The 18320-nt window shown below is 64.7% G+C and carries 19 protein-coding genes; 8 read left to right on the forward strand and 11 right to left on the reverse strand.

Annotated elements, in window-relative coordinates:
• Positions 1-187: 187 nt before the first annotated feature.
• From fabG to NCR38_RS09450, 6 genes are all read right to left on the reverse strand, one after another.
• Positions 188-928: a 3-oxoacyl-ACP reductase FabG gene (gene fabG / locus NCR38_RS09425; protein ID WP_061120540.1), complete on the reverse strand. Its 741-nt coding sequence runs from the start codon at positions 926-928 to the stop codon at positions 188-190.
• A gap of 11 nt (positions 929-939) precedes the next feature.
• Positions 940-1872, reverse strand: coding sequence for an ACP S-malonyltransferase (gene fabD, locus NCR38_RS09430; protein WP_061120564.1), 933 nt, complete (start codon positions 1870-1872; stop codon positions 940-942).
• 131 nt (positions 1873-2003) lie between these two features.
• Complete coding sequence (locus NCR38_RS09435; protein WP_061120539.1) at positions 2004-2993, reverse strand: beta-ketoacyl-ACP synthase III; 990 nt, start codon at positions 2991-2993, stop codon at positions 2004-2006.
• Complete coding sequence (plsX, locus tag NCR38_RS09440) at positions 2993-4165, reverse strand: phosphate acyltransferase PlsX (protein WP_250476888.1); 1173 nt, start codon at positions 4163-4165, stop codon at positions 2993-2995. Before plsX ends, NCR38_RS09435 begins: the two co-directional genes overlap by 1 nt.
• Before the next feature lie 138 nt (positions 4166-4303).
• A complete protein-coding gene (rpmF, locus tag NCR38_RS09445; protein ID WP_035501683.1) occupies positions 4304-4483 on the reverse strand; it encodes a 50S ribosomal protein L32 in 180 nt (59 codons plus the stop codon).
• A gap of 119 nt (positions 4484-4602) precedes the next feature.
• Entirely contained in the window at positions 4603-5226 is a 624-nt protein-coding gene (locus tag NCR38_RS09450; RefSeq protein ID WP_250476889.1) for a DUF177 domain-containing protein, read from the reverse strand.
• Between the two features lie 353 nt (positions 5227-5579).
• On the opposite strand from NCR38_RS09450, the gene NCR38_RS09455 reads away from it, so the two are divergent.
• Together NCR38_RS09455 and NCR38_RS09460 are read left to right on the forward strand one after the other, a co-directional pair.
• On the forward strand, positions 5580-6200 hold the full coding sequence (locus NCR38_RS09455; RefSeq protein WP_250476890.1) for a Maf-like protein: 621 nt from the start codon (positions 5580-5582) through the stop codon (positions 6198-6200).
• Positions 6197-6916: an SAM-dependent methyltransferase gene (locus tag NCR38_RS09460; protein WP_061120535.1), complete on the forward strand. Its 720-nt coding sequence runs from the start codon at positions 6197-6199 to the stop codon at positions 6914-6916. Before NCR38_RS09455 ends, NCR38_RS09460 begins: the two co-directional genes overlap by 4 nt.
• Here NCR38_RS09460 and NCR38_RS09465 read toward each other — a convergent pair whose 3' ends face one another.
• The 5 genes from NCR38_RS09465 to NCR38_RS09485 are packed head-to-tail and all read right to left on the reverse strand — an operon-like array spanning position 6917 to position 10452.
• Positions 6917-7879 (reverse strand): S49 family peptidase, encoded by a 963-nt coding sequence (locus tag NCR38_RS09465; RefSeq protein ID WP_250476891.1) that lies wholly within the window; start codon positions 7877-7879, stop codon positions 6917-6919.
• A gap of 26 nt (positions 7880-7905) precedes the next feature.
• Entirely contained in the window at positions 7906-8292 is a 387-nt protein-coding gene (locus NCR38_RS09470; RefSeq protein WP_061120533.1) for a Rieske 2Fe-2S domain-containing protein, read from the reverse strand.
• Positions 8289-8948, reverse strand: a complete 660-nt coding sequence (locus tag NCR38_RS09475; protein ID WP_061120532.1) for an HAD-IA family hydrolase — start codon at positions 8946-8948, stop codon at positions 8289-8291. The genes NCR38_RS09470 and NCR38_RS09475 overlap by 4 nt, the downstream gene beginning before the upstream one ends.
• Positions 8949-9947: an RluA family pseudouridine synthase gene (locus NCR38_RS09480; RefSeq protein ID WP_250476892.1), complete on the reverse strand. Its 999-nt coding sequence runs from the start codon at positions 9945-9947 to the stop codon at positions 8949-8951.
• The gene (locus NCR38_RS09485) at positions 9940-10452 is read right to left on the reverse strand and encodes a hypothetical protein (RefSeq protein WP_143756391.1); all 513 of its coding nucleotides are present in this window, start codon (positions 10450-10452) and stop codon (positions 9940-9942) included. Before NCR38_RS09485 ends, NCR38_RS09480 begins: the two co-directional genes overlap by 8 nt.
• A gap of 387 nt (positions 10453-10839) precedes the next feature.
• Between NCR38_RS09485 and NCR38_RS09490 the strand changes: the two genes are divergently transcribed.
• From NCR38_RS09490 to NCR38_RS09515, 6 genes are all read left to right on the forward strand, one after another.
• Positions 10840-14133 (forward strand): Rne/Rng family ribonuclease, encoded by a 3294-nt coding sequence (locus tag NCR38_RS09490; protein WP_250476893.1) that lies wholly within the window; start codon positions 10840-10842, stop codon positions 14131-14133.
• Between the two features lie 212 nt (positions 14134-14345).
• Positions 14346-15452 carry a GTP 3',8-cyclase MoaA gene (moaA, locus tag NCR38_RS09495; RefSeq protein WP_250476894.1) on the forward strand — a complete coding sequence of 369 codons (1107 nt, stop codon included), beginning with the start codon at positions 14346-14348 and terminating at the stop codon, positions 15450-15452.
• A 13-nt stretch (positions 15453-15465) separates the two neighbouring features.
• Positions 15466-16086 carry a molybdenum cofactor guanylyltransferase MobA gene (gene mobA, locus NCR38_RS09500; protein WP_250476895.1) on the forward strand — a complete coding sequence of 207 codons (621 nt, stop codon included), beginning with the start codon at positions 15466-15468 and terminating at the stop codon, positions 16084-16086.
• A gap of 101 nt (positions 16087-16187) precedes the next feature.
• Positions 16188-17492 (forward strand): gephyrin-like molybdotransferase Glp, encoded by a 1305-nt coding sequence (gene glp / locus NCR38_RS09505; protein ID WP_250476896.1) that lies wholly within the window; start codon positions 16188-16190, stop codon positions 17490-17492.
• A 64-nt stretch (positions 17493-17556) separates the two neighbouring features.
• Positions 17557-17832 carry a hypothetical protein gene (locus NCR38_RS09510; protein ID WP_008342276.1) on the forward strand — a complete coding sequence of 92 codons (276 nt, stop codon included), beginning with the start codon at positions 17557-17559 and terminating at the stop codon, positions 17830-17832.
• A gap of 68 nt (positions 17833-17900) precedes the next feature.
• Positions 17901-18320, forward strand: coding sequence for a GNAT family N-acetyltransferase (locus tag NCR38_RS09515; protein ID WP_061120561.1), 420 nt, complete (start codon positions 17901-17903; stop codon positions 18318-18320).

Below are 18320 nucleotides of genomic sequence, written 5' to 3' on the forward strand. Positions count from 1 at the left end.
CCGCAAAATACGGCGCGTCAGTTCCATGCTCCGTCGTCCGACGCCCTTCATCAAGAGGGCTGTCGCCGCAGTCGCATCAATTTGTCACTGCCGCGCTGAAGCGGTGCGCACGAAGCTTCTTGAGCATTTCGCGCGCCCGTCCCGGCGCGGATATTAAGCGAAATTCAGCGAAATGCCTATTAAGGCGTTACATGTACATGCCGCCGTTCACGTGCAGCGTGGTGCCCGTGATGTAGCCGGCAAAAGGCGATGCCAGGAACGCCACAGCATGCGCGATATCTTCCGGCGCGCCCAGTCGGCCAAGTGGTATCTGCGCGGTCAGCGCGGTGCGCTGCTCTTCCGGCAGCACCTTGGTCATGTCCGTGTCGATGAAACCCGGTGCGATGCAGTTCACGGTGATGCCGCGGCTGCCGATTTCACGCGCGAGCGCGCGCGTCATGCCCGCGACGCCGGCCTTCGCCGCGGCGTAATTGGCCTGACCCGGATTACCCGACGAACCGACCACGGACGTGATGTTGATGATCCGCCCGCCGCGCGCCTTCATCATCGGGCGCAGCACGGCCCGCGACAGACGGAAGACCGCGCGCAGGTTCGTGTCGATGACGGCGTCGAATTCGTCGTCCTTCATGCGCATCGCGAGCTGATCCTTCGTGATGCCCGCGTTATTGACGAGCACGTTCAGCGCGCCGAATTCCTTCACGATGCCGTCGATGAACGCATCCGCCGCGGCCGCGTCGTTCACGTTCAGCACCGCGCCGCGGCCCTTGCCGCCGGCTTGCTGCAACGCTTCGCTGATGCCGGCCGCGCCGCTTTCGCTCGTTGCCGTGCCGATGACCGTCGCGCCCTGCTTCGCGAGTTCGAGTGCGATCGCGCGTCCGATGCCGCGCGACGCGCCCGTGACGATTGCTACTTGATTCTGCAGACTCATGTCGTTGTTCCTCAGCCAGCGATCAGTTTGCGCGTTTCCTCGAGCGATGCCGGGTCGAAGACCGAGCCGCCGACGAGATTGCCGTCGATACGCTTGGTCAGACCCGCGAGCACCTTGCCCGGACCGCATTCGATGACGTGCGTGACGCCCTCTTTCGCCATCGCCTGGACGCATTCCACCCAGCGCACCGGACCGGCGGCCTGGCGCACGAGCGCGTCCTTGATCGCGACCGGATCGGAGACGATCGCGACATCGACGTTATTGATCAGCGGAATCTGCGGCACCTTGATCTCGACCTTCGCAAGATAGGCGCGCAACTGGTCCGATGCAGGCTTCAGCAGGGACGAATGGAACGGCGCCGACACCGGCAGCGGCAGCGCGCGCTTCGCGCCCTTTGCCTTGGCCACTTCGCACGCCTTCTCGACCGCCGCCTTCGAACCCGCGATCACCACTTGCGCGGGCGCGTTGAAGTTCACCGCTTCGACGACACCCGCCGACGACGCCTCCGCGCACACGGCGCGCACGGTGTCGTCGTCGAGGCCGAGAATCGCGGCCATGCCGCCTTCGCCCACCGGCACGGCGCTTTGCATCGCCTGCGCGCGGAAACGCACGAGCGGCACGGCGTCCGTGAATGCGAGCGCGCCGGCCGCGACGAGCGCCGTATATTCGCCGAGACTGTGACCCGCGACGAGCGCCGGCTTCAGACCCGTTTCCTTTTCCCATACGCGGTAGATTGCGTAGGCCGCGGTCAGCATGACGGGCTGCGTGTTCGTCGTCAGATTCAATTCTTCGGCGGGGCCTTCGGCGATCAGCTTGCCGAGATCCTGGCCGAGCGCGTCGGATGCCTGCTGCACCGTTTCGCGCACGATGGCGTGATCGGCAAAGGCGTTGAGCATGCCGACCGATTGCGAGCCCTGTCCGGGGAAAACGAACGCAAATTTCATATCGTCCTCGTTGATTGGAATGATCCGCGATGTCGTCGGTGTCTGTGCACGCGCCACGCGCGCATGCGGCGCGCGGCGGCTATCGTGACGAAGGGATCAGTTGCGAATGAGTAGAGGGAATCGATGAACGATCAGTAACGGATGACCGACGCGCCCCACGTGAAGCCGCCGCCCACGCCTTCGATGAGCACGTTGTCGCCGCGCTTGATGCGGCCGTCGCGCACTGCGACGTCGAACGCGAGCGGAATCGATGCCGCCGACGTGTTCCCGTGCTCGCCGACCGTCACGACCATGCGTTCCGGCGGCAGATGCAGCTTGCGGCAGGTGCTCTGCATGATGCGGATATTGGCCTGATGCGGGATCAGCCAGTCGATGTCTTCCGGTGCGAGCTTCGCCTTGTCGAGCGCTTCGAGCGCCACCTTTTCCAGCACGTTGACCGCAAGCTTGAACACGGCCTGACCATCCATGTGCAGGAACGCACTGCCTTCGATCACCCCGCCGTTCACGTTGCCCGGCGTGCAGAGAATGTCGGAATAGCTACCGTCCGCGTGCAGGGCGCTCGACAGCACGCCCGGCTCTTCGGACGCCTGCATCACGACCGCGCCGGCGCCGTCGCCGAACAGCACGCACGTGGTGCGATCGTTGAAATCGAGGATGCGCGAGAACGTCTCGGCGCCGACGACGAGCGCGGTGCGGTTAAGGCCGCTGCGAATGAAACTGTCCGCCGTCGCGACGCCGTACGCGAAACCTGAGCACACGGCTTGTACGTCGAACGCCGCGCCGTTGTTCTTGATGCCGAGCTTGTTCTGCAGCAGGCAGGCGGTGCTCGGAAACACGAAGTCCGGCGTGGATGTAGCGACGATGATCAGATCGATCGATTGAGGATCGATGCCGGCTGCCTCGATCGCTTTCTGCGACGCGATGAGCGCGAGATCGCTGGTAGTTTGATTCGGAGCCGCAAAATGACGCGCGTGAATCCCGGTGCGCGCGACGATCCATTCGTCGTTCGTCTCGACGCCCTGCTTCGCGAGACGGTCCGCCAAGTCCTGATTCGTGACGCGCTCGGACGGCAGGTAACTGCCGGTGCCCAGCACGCGAGAGTAAAGATTGGATTGAGCCATTATGCCTTCGAGTGTAGAGCAGTACCGGACTCGCCCGGCGGGTTCGGCTGCGAGTTGGGCTGGGAAGCGGGCTGTGAAGCGGGCTGTGAAGCGGGCTGCTGGATCGATTGATCCGCCGCAGCCGGCGCACTCGCCGCGAAAACGGTCGCGTCGGCCTCGCGCGCGGCGGGCGCATTCTCTTCCATCGCGCGCACCAGGCGTTCGAGCACGCCATTTTTGACGGCATCATACCCGCGTTTGATAGCCCACTCAAACCCGAAGGCCTCGGCCGAACCGTGGCTTTTAATGACGAGCCCGCGCAGGCCGAGCAATGCCGCGCCGTTATATTGCGCGGGATCGACACGCTTCTTGAATCGCTTGAGCACGGGCAGCGCGACGAGCGCCATCGCCCTCGAAGCGAACGAGCGGCTGAACTCTTCCTTGATGATGTCGGCGAGCATCTTCGCGAGACCTTCGGAAGTCTTCAGCGCGACATTGCCGACGAAACCGTCGCACACGACGACATCGGTCGTACCTTTATAGATGTCGTTGCCTTCGACGTTGCCGTAGAAGTTGAGCGTGCTCGCGCGCAGGAGCTCGCCCGCGCGCTTGATCGTTTCGTTGCCCTTGATGACTTCTTCGCCGATGTTGAGCAGGCCGATGGTGGGCCGCTCGCGGCCTTCGATCGCCGATACGAGCGCGTGGCCCATTTCCGCGAACTGAAGCAGATGTTCGGGTTCGCAATCGACGTTGGCGCCGAGGTCGAGCACGGTGGTGTAACCCTTCTGGCTCGGCATCGCGAACGCGATGGCGGGACGCTCGATACCGGCGAGCGTCTTCAGCACATAGCGGGAAACCGCCATGAGCGCCCCGGTGTTTCCGGCGGAAATGCAGGTCTGCGCCTCCCCTTCCTTCACGAGGTTGAGCGCGACGCGCATCGACGAATCTTTTTTCTTGCGCAGCGCCACTTCGACGGGGTCGTCCATCGCGACGACTTCGCTTGCGGGAACGACGGTCAGGCGCGGCTCATCGACGGCCTTCGACTTTTTCAGCTGAGCGCGAATGGGCTGCTCGAGACCGACGAGCATCAGGTGCGCGTCGGGATGCGAGCGCACGAAATTGACGGCAGCGGGAACGGTCACGGCCGGACCGTGGTCGCCTCCCATGCAGTCGATGGTTATCTTTACAGTCATGGAATGCGACGAATTTCGGGCACAAAAAAGCGGCAGTGAAATGCCGCCTTCTCGTCGTACCGGGAAAGTGTCAAGAGCGAGTTGCGCCCGCGTGCCCGCAAAACGGTTACGACGGGCGCATCAGGCGTCGACGAACGCTTAGTCGTTCTTCGTCTTGATGACTTTCTTGCCACGATAGTAGCCGTTCGGGCTCACGTGGTGGCGCAGATGCACTTCACCCGTGCTCGGCTCGACAGCCAGCGGAGCCGTCGTGAGGAAGTCGTGGGAACGGTGCATGCCGCGCTTCGACGGCGACTTCTTGTTTTGCTGAACTGCCATGATTACTCCAGAAAAATTTTGCGAATTCTAACACAGCCCGATCCGCCGACAGCCCTCGGCCGTTCGGCCATCGGGTGCGCACATCGCGCTACCAGTTTGTTGCGTGCTACAAAACCATTTCAGTGCTTCTTGTCGTCGGATCCGCCCTGCTTCAGCTTCTCCAGCACGGCAAAAGGATTCGGTTTTTCGTCCGCTTCCTGCGCACCGCCTTCATCCGGCTCGTCGTCCGCAGCGCCCGGAAGCAAGCTTTCGTGGATCTCGGGACACACGTTGTGCTTGGGCACGAGCGGCAAGGACAACAACAATTCCTCTTCGATCAAGTCGACGAGATCGAACTGGCGCGAGCCTACGATCACTTCGACTTCATCGTCGTCGAGCGGAAATTCGTCCGCTTCTTCTTCCGTCGCCACGATCCGATACGTTGCGTCGACATCGAGATGTTGCGAATACGGCTGAAGACAGCGCTGACACATGAGCCACACCGAGCCGTGCACCGCAAGGCGCAGATACGGCTGCGGCGCCTCCGTGCCGTCGTCCTGCAGTTCCGGCTGGGTCGAGCCCTCGCCCTGCCAGGTGAACACGGTGTCGCGGTCTGGCGCTTCCGCCGGCACTTCGGCTAACATGCGCGGCATCTGCGACAAGCGCAGCGCGCCGGCCGCTTGCCTGCCGCTTTTGGCGAAGTCGTAAATGTCGAGCGCGCGCAGATCGGCGGGGCTCACAGGTTTGCCAGGATTCTGAGTCATGTGCGCTCCTGCTTGGGCCTTGCTGGGTTAGTGCTTCCGGTGAGTGCTCAGTATGCACCGCGATGCTACACCGGACCACGCGTGGCTTGCCCGAATTTGCATCGGGCCGACATTCGTGCTTCTTGGCGTGCTGCCAGGCATTTTCAGCTGAAAGCGCTTCTGCTTCTGCTTGCCTCTGCTTCTGCCTCTGCCCCTGCTTCTTCTACCGGGCTCATCGGCCCGAGCAGGCAAGTTCGCCGCGCAAGTACCGATGAAAAGCCCAAAATCATATCGGCTTTATTCTTTCGAGTCAAATACTTAAGGGCGGACCTGCCGTCCGTCGTTTTTCCACCCCTTTTTGCCGGATCCGCTCCATGTCCGAAGCTTTGAAAACGCCGCTGCGCCTCATTCTGGCGTCCAGTTCACCTTATCGGCGCGAGTTGCTCGAGCGCCTGCGCATTCCTTTCGATGTCGTCTCGCCGAATATCGACGAGATGCCGCTCGCCGGCGAGACCCCCGAGGCGACCGCCGTGCGGCTGTCGATCGCCAAGGCGCGTGCCGCGGCCGAGCGCATCGATGGCCACGGGGGCGGCGCGCTCGTGATCGGCTCCGACCAGGTGGCGACCTTCGACGGCAAGCAGATCGGCAAGCCCGGCACGCACGAAAAAGCCGTCGCACAGCTACAGGCGATGCGCGGCCGCAGCGTGGAATTTCATAGTGCGCTATGCCTGTTCGACAGCCGCACGGGCAACGTGCAATCCGCCGACGTCATCACACGCGTGCGGTTTCGCCGCTATTCAGACGCGCAGATAGAGACGTACTTGCGCGCAGAAACGCCATACGACTGCGCCGGCAGCGCGAAGGCCGAAGGCCTCGGCATCGCGCTTCTCGAAGCCATCGAATCGAACGATCCGACCGCGCTGATCGGTTTGCCGCTGATCGCGCTGACCGGCATGCTGGTGAACGCCGGATATCCGGTTCTGGAGGCGGCATGAGCGGCGTTCTGTATCTGATCCCGAATACGCTCGGCGAAGGCGACGCCGACGCGCTCGCGCACGTCCTGCCCGAACCGGTGCGCGCGCAGGCGGCTGCGCTCGCGTATTACATCGGAGAGAACGCGAAAACGACGCGCGCTTTTCTGAAAAAAGTGGGCACGCAGCGGCCGATTCAGGAAATCGACGTGCGCGAGCTTAATGTCAACACGCCGCCCGCCGACATCGACAAGCTTCTGGCGCCGATTCTGGCCGGCACCGACGCAGGTCTCGTCTCCGAAGCCGGCTGCCCTGCCGTAGCCGATCCCGGCGCGCTGCTCGTGCGGCGCGCGCATCAGCGCGGCGTGAAAGTCGTGCCGTTCGTCGGTCCGAGTTCGATTCTGCTTGCGTTGATGGCGTCGGGCATGAACGGCCAGAGCTTTGCGTTCAACGGCTATCTGCCCGTCGATGCCGGCGAGCGCGGCAAGCGGCTGCGCGAGCTGGAACAGCTATCGCGCAAGGCCAATCAGACGCAAATCTTCATCGAGACGCCCTATCGGAACCGCGCGATGCTCGACACGCTGATCGCGACCTGCGCGCCGTCGACGCTGATTTGCGTCGCCGTCGATTTGACGCTCCCGGGCGAAACCATCGTCACGCGCACCGCAGCCGACTGGAAGAAACAAACCGCGCCGGACCTGCACAAGCGTCCGGCGATTTTTCTGTTGCTCGCGTCGTAATCAGCGCAACTGTGGCTTGCCGCCGAGCGTGAGCGCGCGCACGGCGGCATCGCCGACCGAGGCGCCGAAGCGCTTCACGACACGCTCGCTGATGCTCTCCTTCTGCGTGTAATCGACGATATCCGGCTGCTTGATGATCTCGCGCGCCACGTAGCTGGCATCGCCGAAACCATCCGCGAGACCGAGCTCGACGCTTTTCTCGCCCGTCCAGAACATCCCGGAGAAGAGCTCCGGGTCGTCCTTCAGACGTTTCCCGCGTCCCAGCTTCACCGCGTCGATGAATTGCGTGTGGATCTGATCGAGCATCTCCTGTGCGTGCGCGTTCATGGCGGGCGATTCGGGCGAGAACGGATCGAACGCACCCTTGTTCGCGCCCGATGTGTGCATGCGGCGCTGGATGCCCAGCTTGTCCATCAGGCCGGTGAAGCCGAATCCGTCCATCAGCACGCCGATCGAGCCGACGATGCTCGCGCGATCGACGTAAATCTTGTCGGCCGCCGCCGCGACGTAATAGCCGCCCGAGGCGCACATGTCGTCGACGACCACGTACAGCGGCGTCTTCGGGTACTTCGTACGCAGCCGCCGGATCTCACCGTTGATGATGCCCGCCTGTACCGGACTGCCGCCCGGGCTGTTGATGCGCAGGATCACCCCCGCCGTGTTTTCGTCCTCGAACGCGCTCTGAAGCGCCCCGTCGATGTTGTCGGCGCTCGCATTGCTGTTCGCGGAGATTTCGCCTTGCAGGTCGATGAGCGCCGTGTGCTTGCCCGCCTTCGCGACGCGCTCGCCGGTGAAATCGAACACGCCCCACGCGATCAGCGCGATCACGCCAAGAAACACGAAGCGAAAGAAGATACGCCAGCGCCGCGCGGCGCGCTGCTCGCGGATGGCGGCAAGCGCGATGCGTTCGAGCGCGTCGCGCTCCCAATTGTCGTTGCCGCGCGGCGGAAGGTTGTCGGACATGCGTGATGAACGTGTTGAGAAGGGAATCAGGCGGGACGCAACGCGTCGTCAGGGAGCCAGAAGACCGCGCGGCCCTCCGGCGTATCGCGTTCCTCGACCGTCACGGGCCGAAGGCGCGCGCCGCGGCACGGACCGCCGACGCATTTTCCGGTGTCGGGTTCGTAGATCGCCCCGTGCGTCGCGCACATCAAGTATAGGCCCGAGCTTTCGAAGAACTGGCCCTCGTTCCAGTCGAGCTCCATCGGCACATGTGCGCAGCGGTTCAGATAGCCGTGCGGCTTGCCGTCGTAGCGCACGAAGAAGACGACGGCGTCGCCGCTCGCCTCCGTTGCCGGAACGCGCACGCCCGCGCCGCCATCGACGAGTTCTTCCGCAGCGCACACGCGCACCGCATCCTGCGCGGGCGCCGTCATGCGTGCTCCCGCAGCCAGCCGGCCAGGGACGCAACGCTGTCGGCGCAAAACTGCGGCTTGAGCACCGCAAGCGAGTCCGCCGGATGCGCGCCGTACCCGACGCCGATGCCCGCGGCGCCCGCGTTGATCGCCATCTGCAGGTCGTGCGTGGTGTCGCCGATCATCACCGTGCGCGCGAGATCCTGGCCGAGTTCGCGCGTGAGTTCGTGAAGCATTGCGGGATGCGGTTTCGAGAATGTCTCGTCGGCGCAGCGCGTGCCGTCGAAGAGACTCGTGAGCCGCGATTCGTCGAGCGCGCGATTCAGTCCGACGCGGCTCTTGCCCGTCGCGACGCCGAGAAAATAGCCGAGGTCGCGCAATTCCTGCAACAACTCGCGCACGCCGTCGAAGAGCTCGGTCTTCTGGCCCATCGTCAGGAAATGGAAGCGGTAACGCTCGGCGAGGCGCGGGTAGTCGGACGGATCGAGCGTCGGCGCGCAAATCTGCAACGCGTCCTTCAGGCCCAGACCGATTACGTAGCTCGCGGACTCGTCGGCGGGAACCGGCAGGCCGAGATCGCGGCACGCCGCCTGAATGCTGCGCGTGATATGGGCGGTCGAATCCATCAGCGTGCCGTCCCAGTCGAAAACGATCAGATCGAATTGCTGCCGCGCCATTTAAGCTGGTTCTCCGTTTTTGAGTTGCTCGATGAAGCGCTTGCATTCGGCGGGCAGCGGCGCTTCGAACTGCAAAGGCTCGCCCGTTGCCGGATGGGTAATTTTCAGGCGATAGGCATGCAGGAACATGCGTTTGAGCGACGGCTTGGCGCTCGGACGGGCCAGTTCCTTGTTCAACGCGAAATCGCCGTACTTGGCGTCGCCCGCAATCGGCAGGCCGATGCTCGCCATATGCACGCGAATCTGATGCGTGCGGCCCGTCTTCAGTTCCGCCTCGACCCACGCGTAGTCGCGCCAGCGTTCGATCAGATTGAATACCGTGTGCGACGGCAGCCCGTTCTCCTGGACACGCACGCGCCGTTCGCCATCGGCCGCGACGTACTTGTGCAGCGGCGCCTTCACGATGCGTCTGCGGCCCCAATCGCTCTGCCAGTCGCCATGACCGAGCGCGTAATAGCGCTTGTCGATGCGATTCTCGCGGATCTGCTCGTGCAGGTTCACGAGCGCGCCACGTTTCTTCGCGAGCATGAGCACGCCGGAAGTTTCCCGATCCAGCCGATGCACCAGTTCGAGGAATTTCGCGTGCGGCCGTGCGTTGCGCAGTTGCTCAATCACGCCGAACGCGACACCGCTGCCGCCATGCACCGCGACGCCGCACGGCTTGTCGATGACGACCAAATGGTCATCCTCGAACAGGATCGGAAACTCGGCGGCCGGCGCGTTCGACGAAACCGGCGCCTCGTCCGGCTGCGCCGTGCGGATCGGCGGCACGCGCACGAGGTCGCCTAGTTCGAGCCGGTACGCCGCGTCGATGCGCCCCTTGTTCACGCGCACTTCGCCACTACGAAGAATGCGGTAGATATGGCTCTTGGGGACGCCCTTGCACACGCGCAGCAAAAAATTGTCGATTCGCTGACCCGCGGCGGTTTCGTCGACTTCAATCATCGAGACCTGTTCGCTTGCGACCTGTTTATGGGATGTTTTGCCTAACTCATTCATTCTGAATATAATTTGCGAGCAGCCTGAAAAAGTCGACGCTTAGGATCAAGCAGCGGCCGGAATTAATCAGACTGTACAGGTGCAAGCGATAAACCATCATTTTACTTGCGCCCAAGGTCGGTTGCTCACCCGGAAAATCGAGAGCGACGAGTTGCACGCACGGCGATATCACCGGCAGGGACGGAGCCCACAGGCGCGTTCGGTCGGGTCGATCGCCGACGGTAACGGATTTTTGGTCAAAAAGAATTTTATCGGCGAGAAGCGACGGCGCCCGGCAAGCAAATCCGGATGCCAGCCTGGATCGACCCTGCCATCGAGCGGGCGAAACAGACAAATCGAAGCTCGCCGGTTTTGCGAACAACTGCCGGCGAAAACCGCTGCTGCGCTGATTTCTGCGAAGCGCGGTAACGCCGCAAATGAGGCGAGACACACGGCCGCGCGCCGACGGGAGCAATCGGGCCCGCGGCCGCGACGGCGCGGCATGGCAGCAAGGAAGATCGGTCACGAAGCATCGCGCTGGTTTGCGCGAGACCGTTCGGCCCCGCAGCCGCCGTTGGGAGGAATCAGGCTCTTCGCAAGAGCGCGGGTTGGTTCGGCGCGTCCATTTTGAGACGCGGAACCGCAGCGCCGCCGTTCATCCTCGCCACGCGCCGCGCGACGCATCGAACGCCTCGCAGTCGCTTCGCAATGAGCCCCACGGCGCGGCCGCCCCATTCGGGCGCCGCAGCCTGCTTTCGGCAATTCTCCCGCCAGAAGTCCCGCTCCAGCGTGCTTTGTGACAACACACAAAAAGCGTGGCACGCCCACCCTCCCGCTTCGCGCGCGTGATGTTTGACGTCACTGACGCCGATTCGCACGACGAGGAAGGACGGAGCCGCTCTGGAGCCGTTTCATGAAACGCATGCTGTTTAACGCGACGCAGCAAGAAGAATTGCGCGTCGCCATCGTTGATGGGCAGAAGCTCATCGACATCGACATCGAAACTGCCGGGCGCGAACAGCGCAAAGGCAATATCTACAAGGGAGTCGTCACTCGCATCGAGCCGTCGCTCGAAGCCTGCTTCGTCAACTACGGCGAGGACCGCCACGGTTTTCTGCCGTTCAAGGAAGTCGCCCGCCAGTATTTCCGCGATGGCGTCGAGATGCGCTCCGCGCGCATCCAGGACGCGCTGCGCGAAGGCCAGGAACTCATCGTTCAGGTCGAGAAGGAAGAACGCGGCAACAAGGGCGCGGCCCTGACCACGTTCATTTCGCTGGCCGGCCGCTATCTCGTCCTGATGCCGAACAACCCGCGCGGCGGCGGCGTGTCGCGCCGGATCGAGGGCGACGAACGGCAGGAACTGCGCGAAACCATGGCGCAGCTCGAATTGCCGGAAGGCATGAGCATCATCGCGCGGACCGCCGGCATCGGCCGTTCGGCCGAAGAGCTCCAGTGGGACCTGAACTACCTGATGCAACTGTGGCGCGCGATCGAAGCCGCGTCGCAGAGCGGCGTCGCCGGCCAGCCGATGCTCATTTATCTCGAATCGAGCCTCGTGATCCGCGCGATCCGCGACTACTTCCAGCCGGACATCGGCGAAATTCTCATCGACACGACCGAAATTCATGATCAGGCGCGCGCCTTCATGGATATCGTGATGCCCGACAACCTGCAAAAGGTGAAGCGCTATCACGACGACGTACCGCTCTTCTCGCGCTTCCAGATCGAGCACCAGATCGAAACGGCGTACTCGCGCACGGTGCCGCTGCCCTCGGGCGGCGCGATCGTGATCGATCACACCGAGGCGCTCGTCGCCATCGACGTGAACTCGGCGCGGGCGACCAAGGGCGCGGACATCGAGGAAACCGCCACGCGCACCAACCTCGAAGCCGCCGATGAAGTCGCACGTCAGTTGCGTCTGCGCGATCTGGGCGGCCTGATCGTGATCGACTTCATCGACATGGAGTCGGCAAAGAGCCAGCGCGAAGTCGAGCAACGCCTGAAAGACGCGCTCAAGCACGACCGCGCACGCGTACAGATGGGCAAGATCTCGCGTTTCGGCCTGATGGAGCTGTCGCGCCAGCGTCTGCGCCCGGCGCTGTCCGAAGGCAGCCACGTGACCTGCCCGCGCTGTAACGGCACGGGTCATATCCGCGACACCGAATCGTCCGCGCTGCAAGTGCTGCGGATCATTCAGGAAGAAGCGATGAAGGAAAACACCGCGGCGATCCATTGCCAGGTGCCGGTCGAGGTGACCGCCTTCCTGCTCAACGAGAAGCGCTCGGAAATCAACAAGATCGAGTCGCGCTTCAAGGTCAACGTCGTCCTGATCCCGAACAAGCATCTCGAGACGCCGCACTACAAGCTGGAACGTCTGCGTCATGACGATGCTCGCCTCGACGAGCCGCGCGCGTCGTGGAAGATGGCCGTCGAAGCAGCGAGCGAACTGGAGTCGGAAACCGGCTACAGCAAGCGCACCGAAGAAGTGAAACCGAAGCAGGAAGCGGCCGTAAAGGGCATCACGCCCGAAAAGCCGGCGCCGAGCGCACCGGTCAAGCCCGCGCCCGTCGAAGCCGCGCCCGTGCAGGCCGCGGTGCCGGCGAGCGGCGGTTTCATCGCGTGGATCAAGAATCTGTTCGGTATTCAGCCGCAAGCGCAGCCCGCTCCGGCGCCCGTCGAAGCTGAGCCGGCCACGCGCGCTCCGCGCGAACGCGGCGAGCGCGCGGGCGGCGGAGATCGCAACCGCAACCGTCGTGGCGGCAGCGGCGCCGGGCGTGAAGGCGCAGCCGCAGGCGCTGCAACGGGTGGCAACGGTGCGGGCCGCCAGGGCGCGCGTCGTGAAGATCGCGAGGCGCGTGGCGGCCGCGAAGGACGTGAACTGCGGGAAGTCCGCGAGCCGCGCGAGGCTCGTGAACCGCGTGAGGCGCGCGAAACCCGCGAGCCGCGTGAAGCGCGTGAGCCGCGCGAAGCCCGCGATCGCAACGCGGAACGCGCCGCTCGTCCGGAAGCGACCGAGCGCCAGGAGCGCCGTGAGCGTCCCGACCGTGGCGAGCGTGTTGAACGCGGTGAGCGCACCGAACGCACCGAACGCGGTGAACGTCCTGATCGCGCGGAACGTGGCGAGCGCCGCAAGCCGCAACCGGAAGCCGCCGTCGAGGCGCTGACGCAGGGCGAAACGGTGCCGTCGGAGATCGTCGAAGCGGTGCAAGTCAATGTCGATGCGCAACAGGCCGGCATCGATGCCGCCGCCGAGCAGGCAGCCGCGCGTGAAGGTGAAGAGCGCCGCCGCCGTCGCCGTGGCCGCCGTGGCGGCCGCCGCGAGCGCGAAGAGGATGGCATGACGGTGAATCACGCAGCCGACGTCGCCGAGGCGGAAGGTTCGGCCGAAAGCGTCTCCGCGCAAGCCGGCGTATTCGACGCCGAAGCCGCGCAGGAAGCGGCCGCGCGTCGCGAAAGCCGGCCCGCCGCAGCTCAGCCGGTCGAGCAGGCGATCGAGCAGCCCGTCGCTCAGCCGGTCGAAGCCAAGGCGAAACCGCAAGAGCACGCGCCCGCCGCAGCAGAAGAAGCGCCGGTTGCCCGGACCATCGAAGCGGAGCCCTTCGAACTGAAGGCGCAGACGCCCGAGCCGGCCACGTTCGATCTCTTCGCCAAACCCGCTTCCGCGGCGATCGAGAACCCGTTCGGACCGACATCCAAGGTTGCCGAGACGACGACGGCCGATCCGTTCGCGTCTGCCGCGACGGAAGAGTCGAAGCCTGTCGAAGCGGCCCAGCGGGTCGAAACGGCGCCGGAGCCTGCCGAACCGGTAGCGGCTGAATCCGCCGAGGCAGCCGAGCCGGCGAAAACCGCCGCGGTCGCGCCGACGCCGGAGGCAACGATCGTCGAGCCGGTGAAGCCGGTCGAGAGCACGCAAGCGCAAGCCCCCGTGGCCGAGCAGGCGCCCGTCGCCGTCGTTGCGGAGCCGGTGAAGTCCGCCGCGCCGGCCGCGCCCGCGACGTCGACGCCGATCGCGGTCGAAACGCTCCAGCCGATGCTGGAGCGCGCGGGTCTCGTCTGGGTCAACACCGACGAAGGCAAGCTGCGCGAGGCGAACGCCGCTGCCGCACGCGAGCCGGCTGCGGTGCGCGTGCCGCGCGAGCGCAAGGCGCTCCCGCCTGCCGACACCACGCCGATGCAGCAAGTGGAAACCAGCAAGCACGTCCACTAAGCGCGCGTGAGCCGGTTTGCTTCGGCGAACCGGCAAAAGCAGAAAAACGCCATCGATTCCGTCGATGGCGTTTTTTTTCGCCCCGCCAAAAGCCGGACCGCGGGAAAACCGCGACCTCGGGTCGGTGCGTGTGAACGCCCGGTTCCGCTAAAATGAGACGTTACAACCGTCATTCGAACAAGGCCGCAGTGGCCGATCCGAGCCGAGTCATCATGTCCCGACGCATCATTCCTCTCGCCGATATCAGCGCGATTCCGGATTTCTCCGGAGCAGCGACGTCGCCGGCCGGACTGCTCACGGACACGCTCGCGCGCCCGCTGCGCGACCTGCGCATTTCGGTGACGGACCGCTGCAACTTCCGCTGCGTGTACTGCATGCCGCGCGATGTGTTCGACAAGGACTACCAGTTCCTTCCCCACGCCGCCCTGCTCTCGTTCGAGGAGATCGAGCGCCTCGCTCGCGTGTTCGTCGCGCACGGCGTCGAGAAGATTCGCCTGACGGGCGGCGAGCCGCTCCTGCGCAAGAACATCGAATTCCTGATCGAGCGGCTCGCGCTCCTGCGCACGCCGGAAGGCCGCCCGCTCGACCTGACCCTCACCACGAACGGCTCGCTGCTCGCGCGCAAGGCCCGGTCTCTGAACGACGCGGGCTTGGCGCGCGTCACGGTGAGTCTGGACGCTCTGGACGATGCACTCTTTCGCCGCATGAACGACGCCGATTTCGCGGTCGCCGACGTGCTGAACGGCATCGAAGCGGCGCAGGCCGCCGGGCTTGATCCGATCAAGGTGAACATGGTCGTGAAGCGGGGCACGAACGATCAGGAAATCGTGCCGATGGCGCGTCATTTCAAAAACAGCGGCACGGTTCTGCGCTTCATCGAATACATGGATGTCGGTGCGTCGAACGGCTGGAACATGAGCGAAGTGCTGCCGTCGGCGCAAGTGGTCGAGCGCATCGACGCGCATTTCCCGCTCGAACCGCTCGAAGCGCATACGGCCGCCGAAACGGCGCAGCGCTGGGGCTATCGCGACGGCAGCGGCGAAATCGGCGTGATTTCCAGCGTCACGCGAGCCTTTTGCGACTCCTGCACGCGCGCGCGGCTCTCGACCGAAGGCAAGCTCTACCTTTGTCTTTTCGCGGTGTCGGGCCACGACCTGCGTGGGCTCATCCGCGGCGGCGCGAGCGACGAGGAAGTGGCGACGGCCATCGCGCGCATCTGGGAAGCGCGCGGCGACCGCTATTCGCAATTGCGCGGCAGCACGTCGGCACCGTCGCGCGAGGATGCGCGTCGCGTCGAGATGTCGTACATCGGCGGCTGAGCGGCGCTCGCTCGTGCTGAACGCTCACTCCTCATCGAATGTCACCGCGCTCGTCCTCGCGGGCGGACGCGGCTCGCGCATGGGCGGCGTCGACAAAGGCATGCAGCCGTTTCGCGGCGAACCGCTCGCACTGCATGTCATGCGCCGTATCGCGCCTCAGGCGGGCGCGCTGCTGATCAGCGCAAACCGTTCCATCGAAGACTACGAGCGCCTGGGGGCGGCGTTCGGCGCGCGCGTCATTCCGGACGCGCGGGCGGAATATCCCGGTCCGCTCGCCGGCATCGCCGCCGCACTACGCGGCGCGACCACCGAATACGTCTTGACCGCGCCTTGCGACGCGCCTTTCGTCGATGAACATATCGGCGTCGCGTTGATGCAGGCGCTCGAAACGCACGGCGGCGACATCGCGTACGCCGCAACGGTCGATGGATCCGGACAAGTCATGGCGCACCCGGTTTTCGCACTGCTGCGCACCTCGCTCGCCGACGATCTCGACGCCTCGCTCGACCAGGGAGAGCGCAAGGTCCGCGCGTGGTACGCGCGCCACAAGGCGATGGAAGTCCGATTTCACGATGAACGCGCGTTTTACAATATCAACGATTTACAGCAGCTGGCCGAGCTGGAACGCCGCTGACTCTCACGTCCGCCATTGCGGCAATCCGCGTTCGGGCGTTCAATCACCGCGCGGCCTCGTGGCTGCTTCTTCGCCGGGTTCCGGCGCGATCCACGCGATTCATGACCACGTCCAAGGAACTCTCCGCCTGCGTCGCCCAGTACGATCCAGACGCGCTTCCCGTCGAAGCCGCGCAGGAAATCGTGCGTCAATGGGCCATGCCGCGCATGCGCGACGCGCAGGTCGAACGCGTTGGTCTCTATGACGCGCTCGGACGCGTGCTCGCCCATGACGTGGTTTCGCCCATCGACGTACCTGCGTTCGACAATTCCGCGATGGACGGCTATGCGTTCGCGAGCGAGGCGCTCTTGCGCGGCAGCGACACGCTCGATTTGTCCGTCGCGGGCACGGCGTTCGCCGGACGGCCTTTCGAAAGCACGCCGGTTGCGGACCAATGCGTGCGCATCATGACGGGCGCGCTCATTCCGCCGGGCTGCGACACCGTCGTGCCACAGGAGCTCGTCACGCGCGAGGGCGACGCGATCCGCTTCTCCACCGCAAAAATCCGCGCGGGCCAGAACCGGCGCCTCTCGGGCGAGGATCTCGCGAAGGGCGAACCGGCACTGCTCGCGGGCCGCATCGTGCGCGCATCGGATCTCGGCCTGCTCGCGTCGCTCGGCATCGGCGAAGTGTCCGTGCGCAAGCGTCTCACCGCCGCCTTCTTTTCGACGGGCGACGAATTGCGCTCGGTCGGCGAAACGCTGAGCCTGGGCAGCCTCTACGACAGCAACCGCTACACGCTCTTCGCGATGCTCAAGCGACTCGGCGTAGAAACGGTCGATCTCGGCATCGTGCGCGACGATCGGGCATCGCTCGAGAAGGCGCTGCGCCATGCGACCGAAAGCGCGGATGTCGTCATCAGTTCGGGCGGCGTGTCCGTCGGTGACGCGGACTTCACGCGCGAACTGATGAACTCGCTCGGCGACGTCGCCTTCTGGAAGATCGCGATGCGCCCCGGCCGGCCGCTCGCGTTCGGTCGCCTGTGGTCGGGCGAGCGCGCGGGCACGGGCAAGTCGGCGCTCTTCTTCGGCCTGCCGGGCAATCCGGTCGCCGTGATGGCGACGTTCTACTTCATCGTGCGCGAAGCGTTGCTTGCAATGTCGGGCGCGACGCGCCAGCCGCTCACGGTCATCCGCGCGATCGCCGCCGAGCCGATGAAGAAACGCGCGGGCCGCACGGAGTTCCAGCGCGGCATCGCAACGCGTGGCGACGACGGCCGCTTTCGCGCCGTCACCACGGGCCCGCAGGGTTCCGGCGTGCTCAGCTCGATGAGCGAAGCCAACTGCTTCATCGTGCTGGAGCACGCGCGCGGCGACATCGACATCGGCGACGAAGTCGAGATCGTGCCATTTGACGGTCTGATCTGACGCACGCCGCAACGAACGTCGCCAGCACAAACATTCCTACATCGATAGACGGGGCTTTCCTTCCATGAAAAAGCAGATCTCATTCATTGCACCCGGACAGACCGCCAAGGCGCTGATCCTCGTGTACCTGACCTTCAGCGTGCCGATCGTGCTGCTCGGCGTCGTGGTCGCGTTCGTGCGATACGGCTCGGTGGAAGTGAGCACCGTCACGAGCGCGCTGCTGCTCAACGCGATTCTCGGCTTCATCCTGCTGTGGATCGCCTGCCACGCGTACAACTGGGTGGCGTCGCGTTTCGGCGGCATCGAGATCGTGCTGTCCGATGCGCCGGAGGAAGCGTGAGTACCGCGAACGGGAATGTCACGATCCGCGCGGCCACGCCCGCCGACGTCGCCGCGATCTTCGGCTTGATGTACGAGCTCGCGGAGTTCGAGAAGCTCACGCATCTGTTCATCGCAACCAAGGAAGGCGTTCACGAGGCCCTCTTCGGCGCGCGTCCCGCTGCCGAAGCGCTCGTCGCGGAGCAGGAAGGTGAAGTCGTGAGTTACGCGCTCTTCTTCCAGAACTTCTCCACGTTCCTCGGCAAACGCGGCCTCTATCTCGAAGACCTGTACGTGCGCCCGTCGATGCGCGGCAGCGGTCTCGGTACGCTGATGCTGAAGAAGCTCGCCGCGCTCGCTGTCGAGCGCCAATGCGGCCGCTTCGAGTGGTCGGTGCTCGACTGGAACCAAAACGCCATCGACTTCTACGAGAAGATGGGCGCGACGGTGCTGCCCGACTGGCGCATCGTGCGTGTGACGGGCGAGCCGCTCGAACGCCTCGCCCAGTAG

It is taken from the genome of Caballeronia sp. INML1 (assembly GCF_023631085.1).
GTDB lineage: Bacteria > Pseudomonadota > Gammaproteobacteria > Burkholderiales > Burkholderiaceae > Caballeronia > Caballeronia turbans.

What these genes read in the sequence shown, in the direction of transcription:
- fabG (WP_061120540.1), bottom strand. Translation starts at nt 928, where the DNA reads ATGAGTCTGCAGAATCAAGTAGCAATCGTCACGGGCGCGTCGCGCGGC.
- fabD (WP_061120564.1), bottom strand. Translation starts at nt 1,872, where the DNA reads ATGAAATTTGCGTTCGTTTTCCCCGGACAGGGCTCGCAATCGGTCGGC.
- NCR38_RS09435 (WP_061120539.1), bottom strand. Translation starts at nt 2,993, where the DNA reads ATGGCTCAATCCAATCTTTACTCTCGCGTGCTGGGCACCGGCAGTTAC.
- plsX (WP_250476888.1), bottom strand. Translation starts at nt 4,165, where the DNA reads ATGACTGTAAAGATAACCATCGACTGCATGGGAGGCGACCACGGTCCG.
- rpmF (WP_035501683.1), bottom strand. Translation starts at nt 4,483, where the DNA reads ATGGCAGTTCAGCAAAACAAGAAGTCGCCGTCGAAGCGCGGCATGCAC.
- NCR38_RS09450 (WP_250476889.1), bottom strand. Translation starts at nt 5,226, where the DNA reads ATGACTCAGAATCCTGGCAAACCTGTGAGCCCCGCCGATCTGCGCGCG.
- NCR38_RS09455 (WP_250476890.1), top strand. Translation starts at nt 5,580, where the DNA reads ATGTCCGAAGCTTTGAAAACGCCGCTGCGCCTCATTCTGGCGTCCAGT.
- NCR38_RS09460 (WP_061120535.1), top strand. Translation starts at nt 6,197, where the DNA reads ATGAGCGGCGTTCTGTATCTGATCCCGAATACGCTCGGCGAAGGCGAC.
- NCR38_RS09465 (WP_250476891.1), bottom strand. Translation starts at nt 7,879, where the DNA reads ATGTCCGACAACCTTCCGCCGCGCGGCAACGACAATTGGGAGCGCGAC.
- NCR38_RS09470 (WP_061120533.1), bottom strand. Translation starts at nt 8,292, where the DNA reads ATGACGGCGCCCGCGCAGGATGCGGTGCGCGTGTGCGCTGCGGAAGAA.
- NCR38_RS09475 (WP_061120532.1), bottom strand. Translation starts at nt 8,948, where the DNA reads ATGGCGCGGCAGCAATTCGATCTGATCGTTTTCGACTGGGACGGCACG.
- NCR38_RS09480 (WP_250476892.1), bottom strand. Translation starts at nt 9,947, where the DNA reads ATGAATGAGTTAGGCAAAACATCCCATAAACAGGTCGCAAGCGAACAG.
- NCR38_RS09490 (WP_250476893.1), top strand. Translation starts at nt 10,840, where the DNA reads ATGAAACGCATGCTGTTTAACGCGACGCAGCAAGAAGAATTGCGCGTC.
- moaA (WP_250476894.1), top strand. Translation starts at nt 14,346, where the DNA reads ATGTCCCGACGCATCATTCCTCTCGCCGATATCAGCGCGATTCCGGAT.
- glp (WP_250476896.1), top strand. Translation starts at nt 16,188, where the DNA reads ATGACCACGTCCAAGGAACTCTCCGCCTGCGTCGCCCAGTACGATCCA.
- NCR38_RS09510 (WP_008342276.1), top strand. Translation starts at nt 17,557, where the DNA reads ATGAAAAAGCAGATCTCATTCATTGCACCCGGACAGACCGCCAAGGCG.
- NCR38_RS09515 (WP_061120561.1), top strand. Translation starts at nt 17,901, where the DNA reads ATGTACGAGCTCGCGGAGTTCGAGAAGCTCACGCATCTGTTCATCGCA.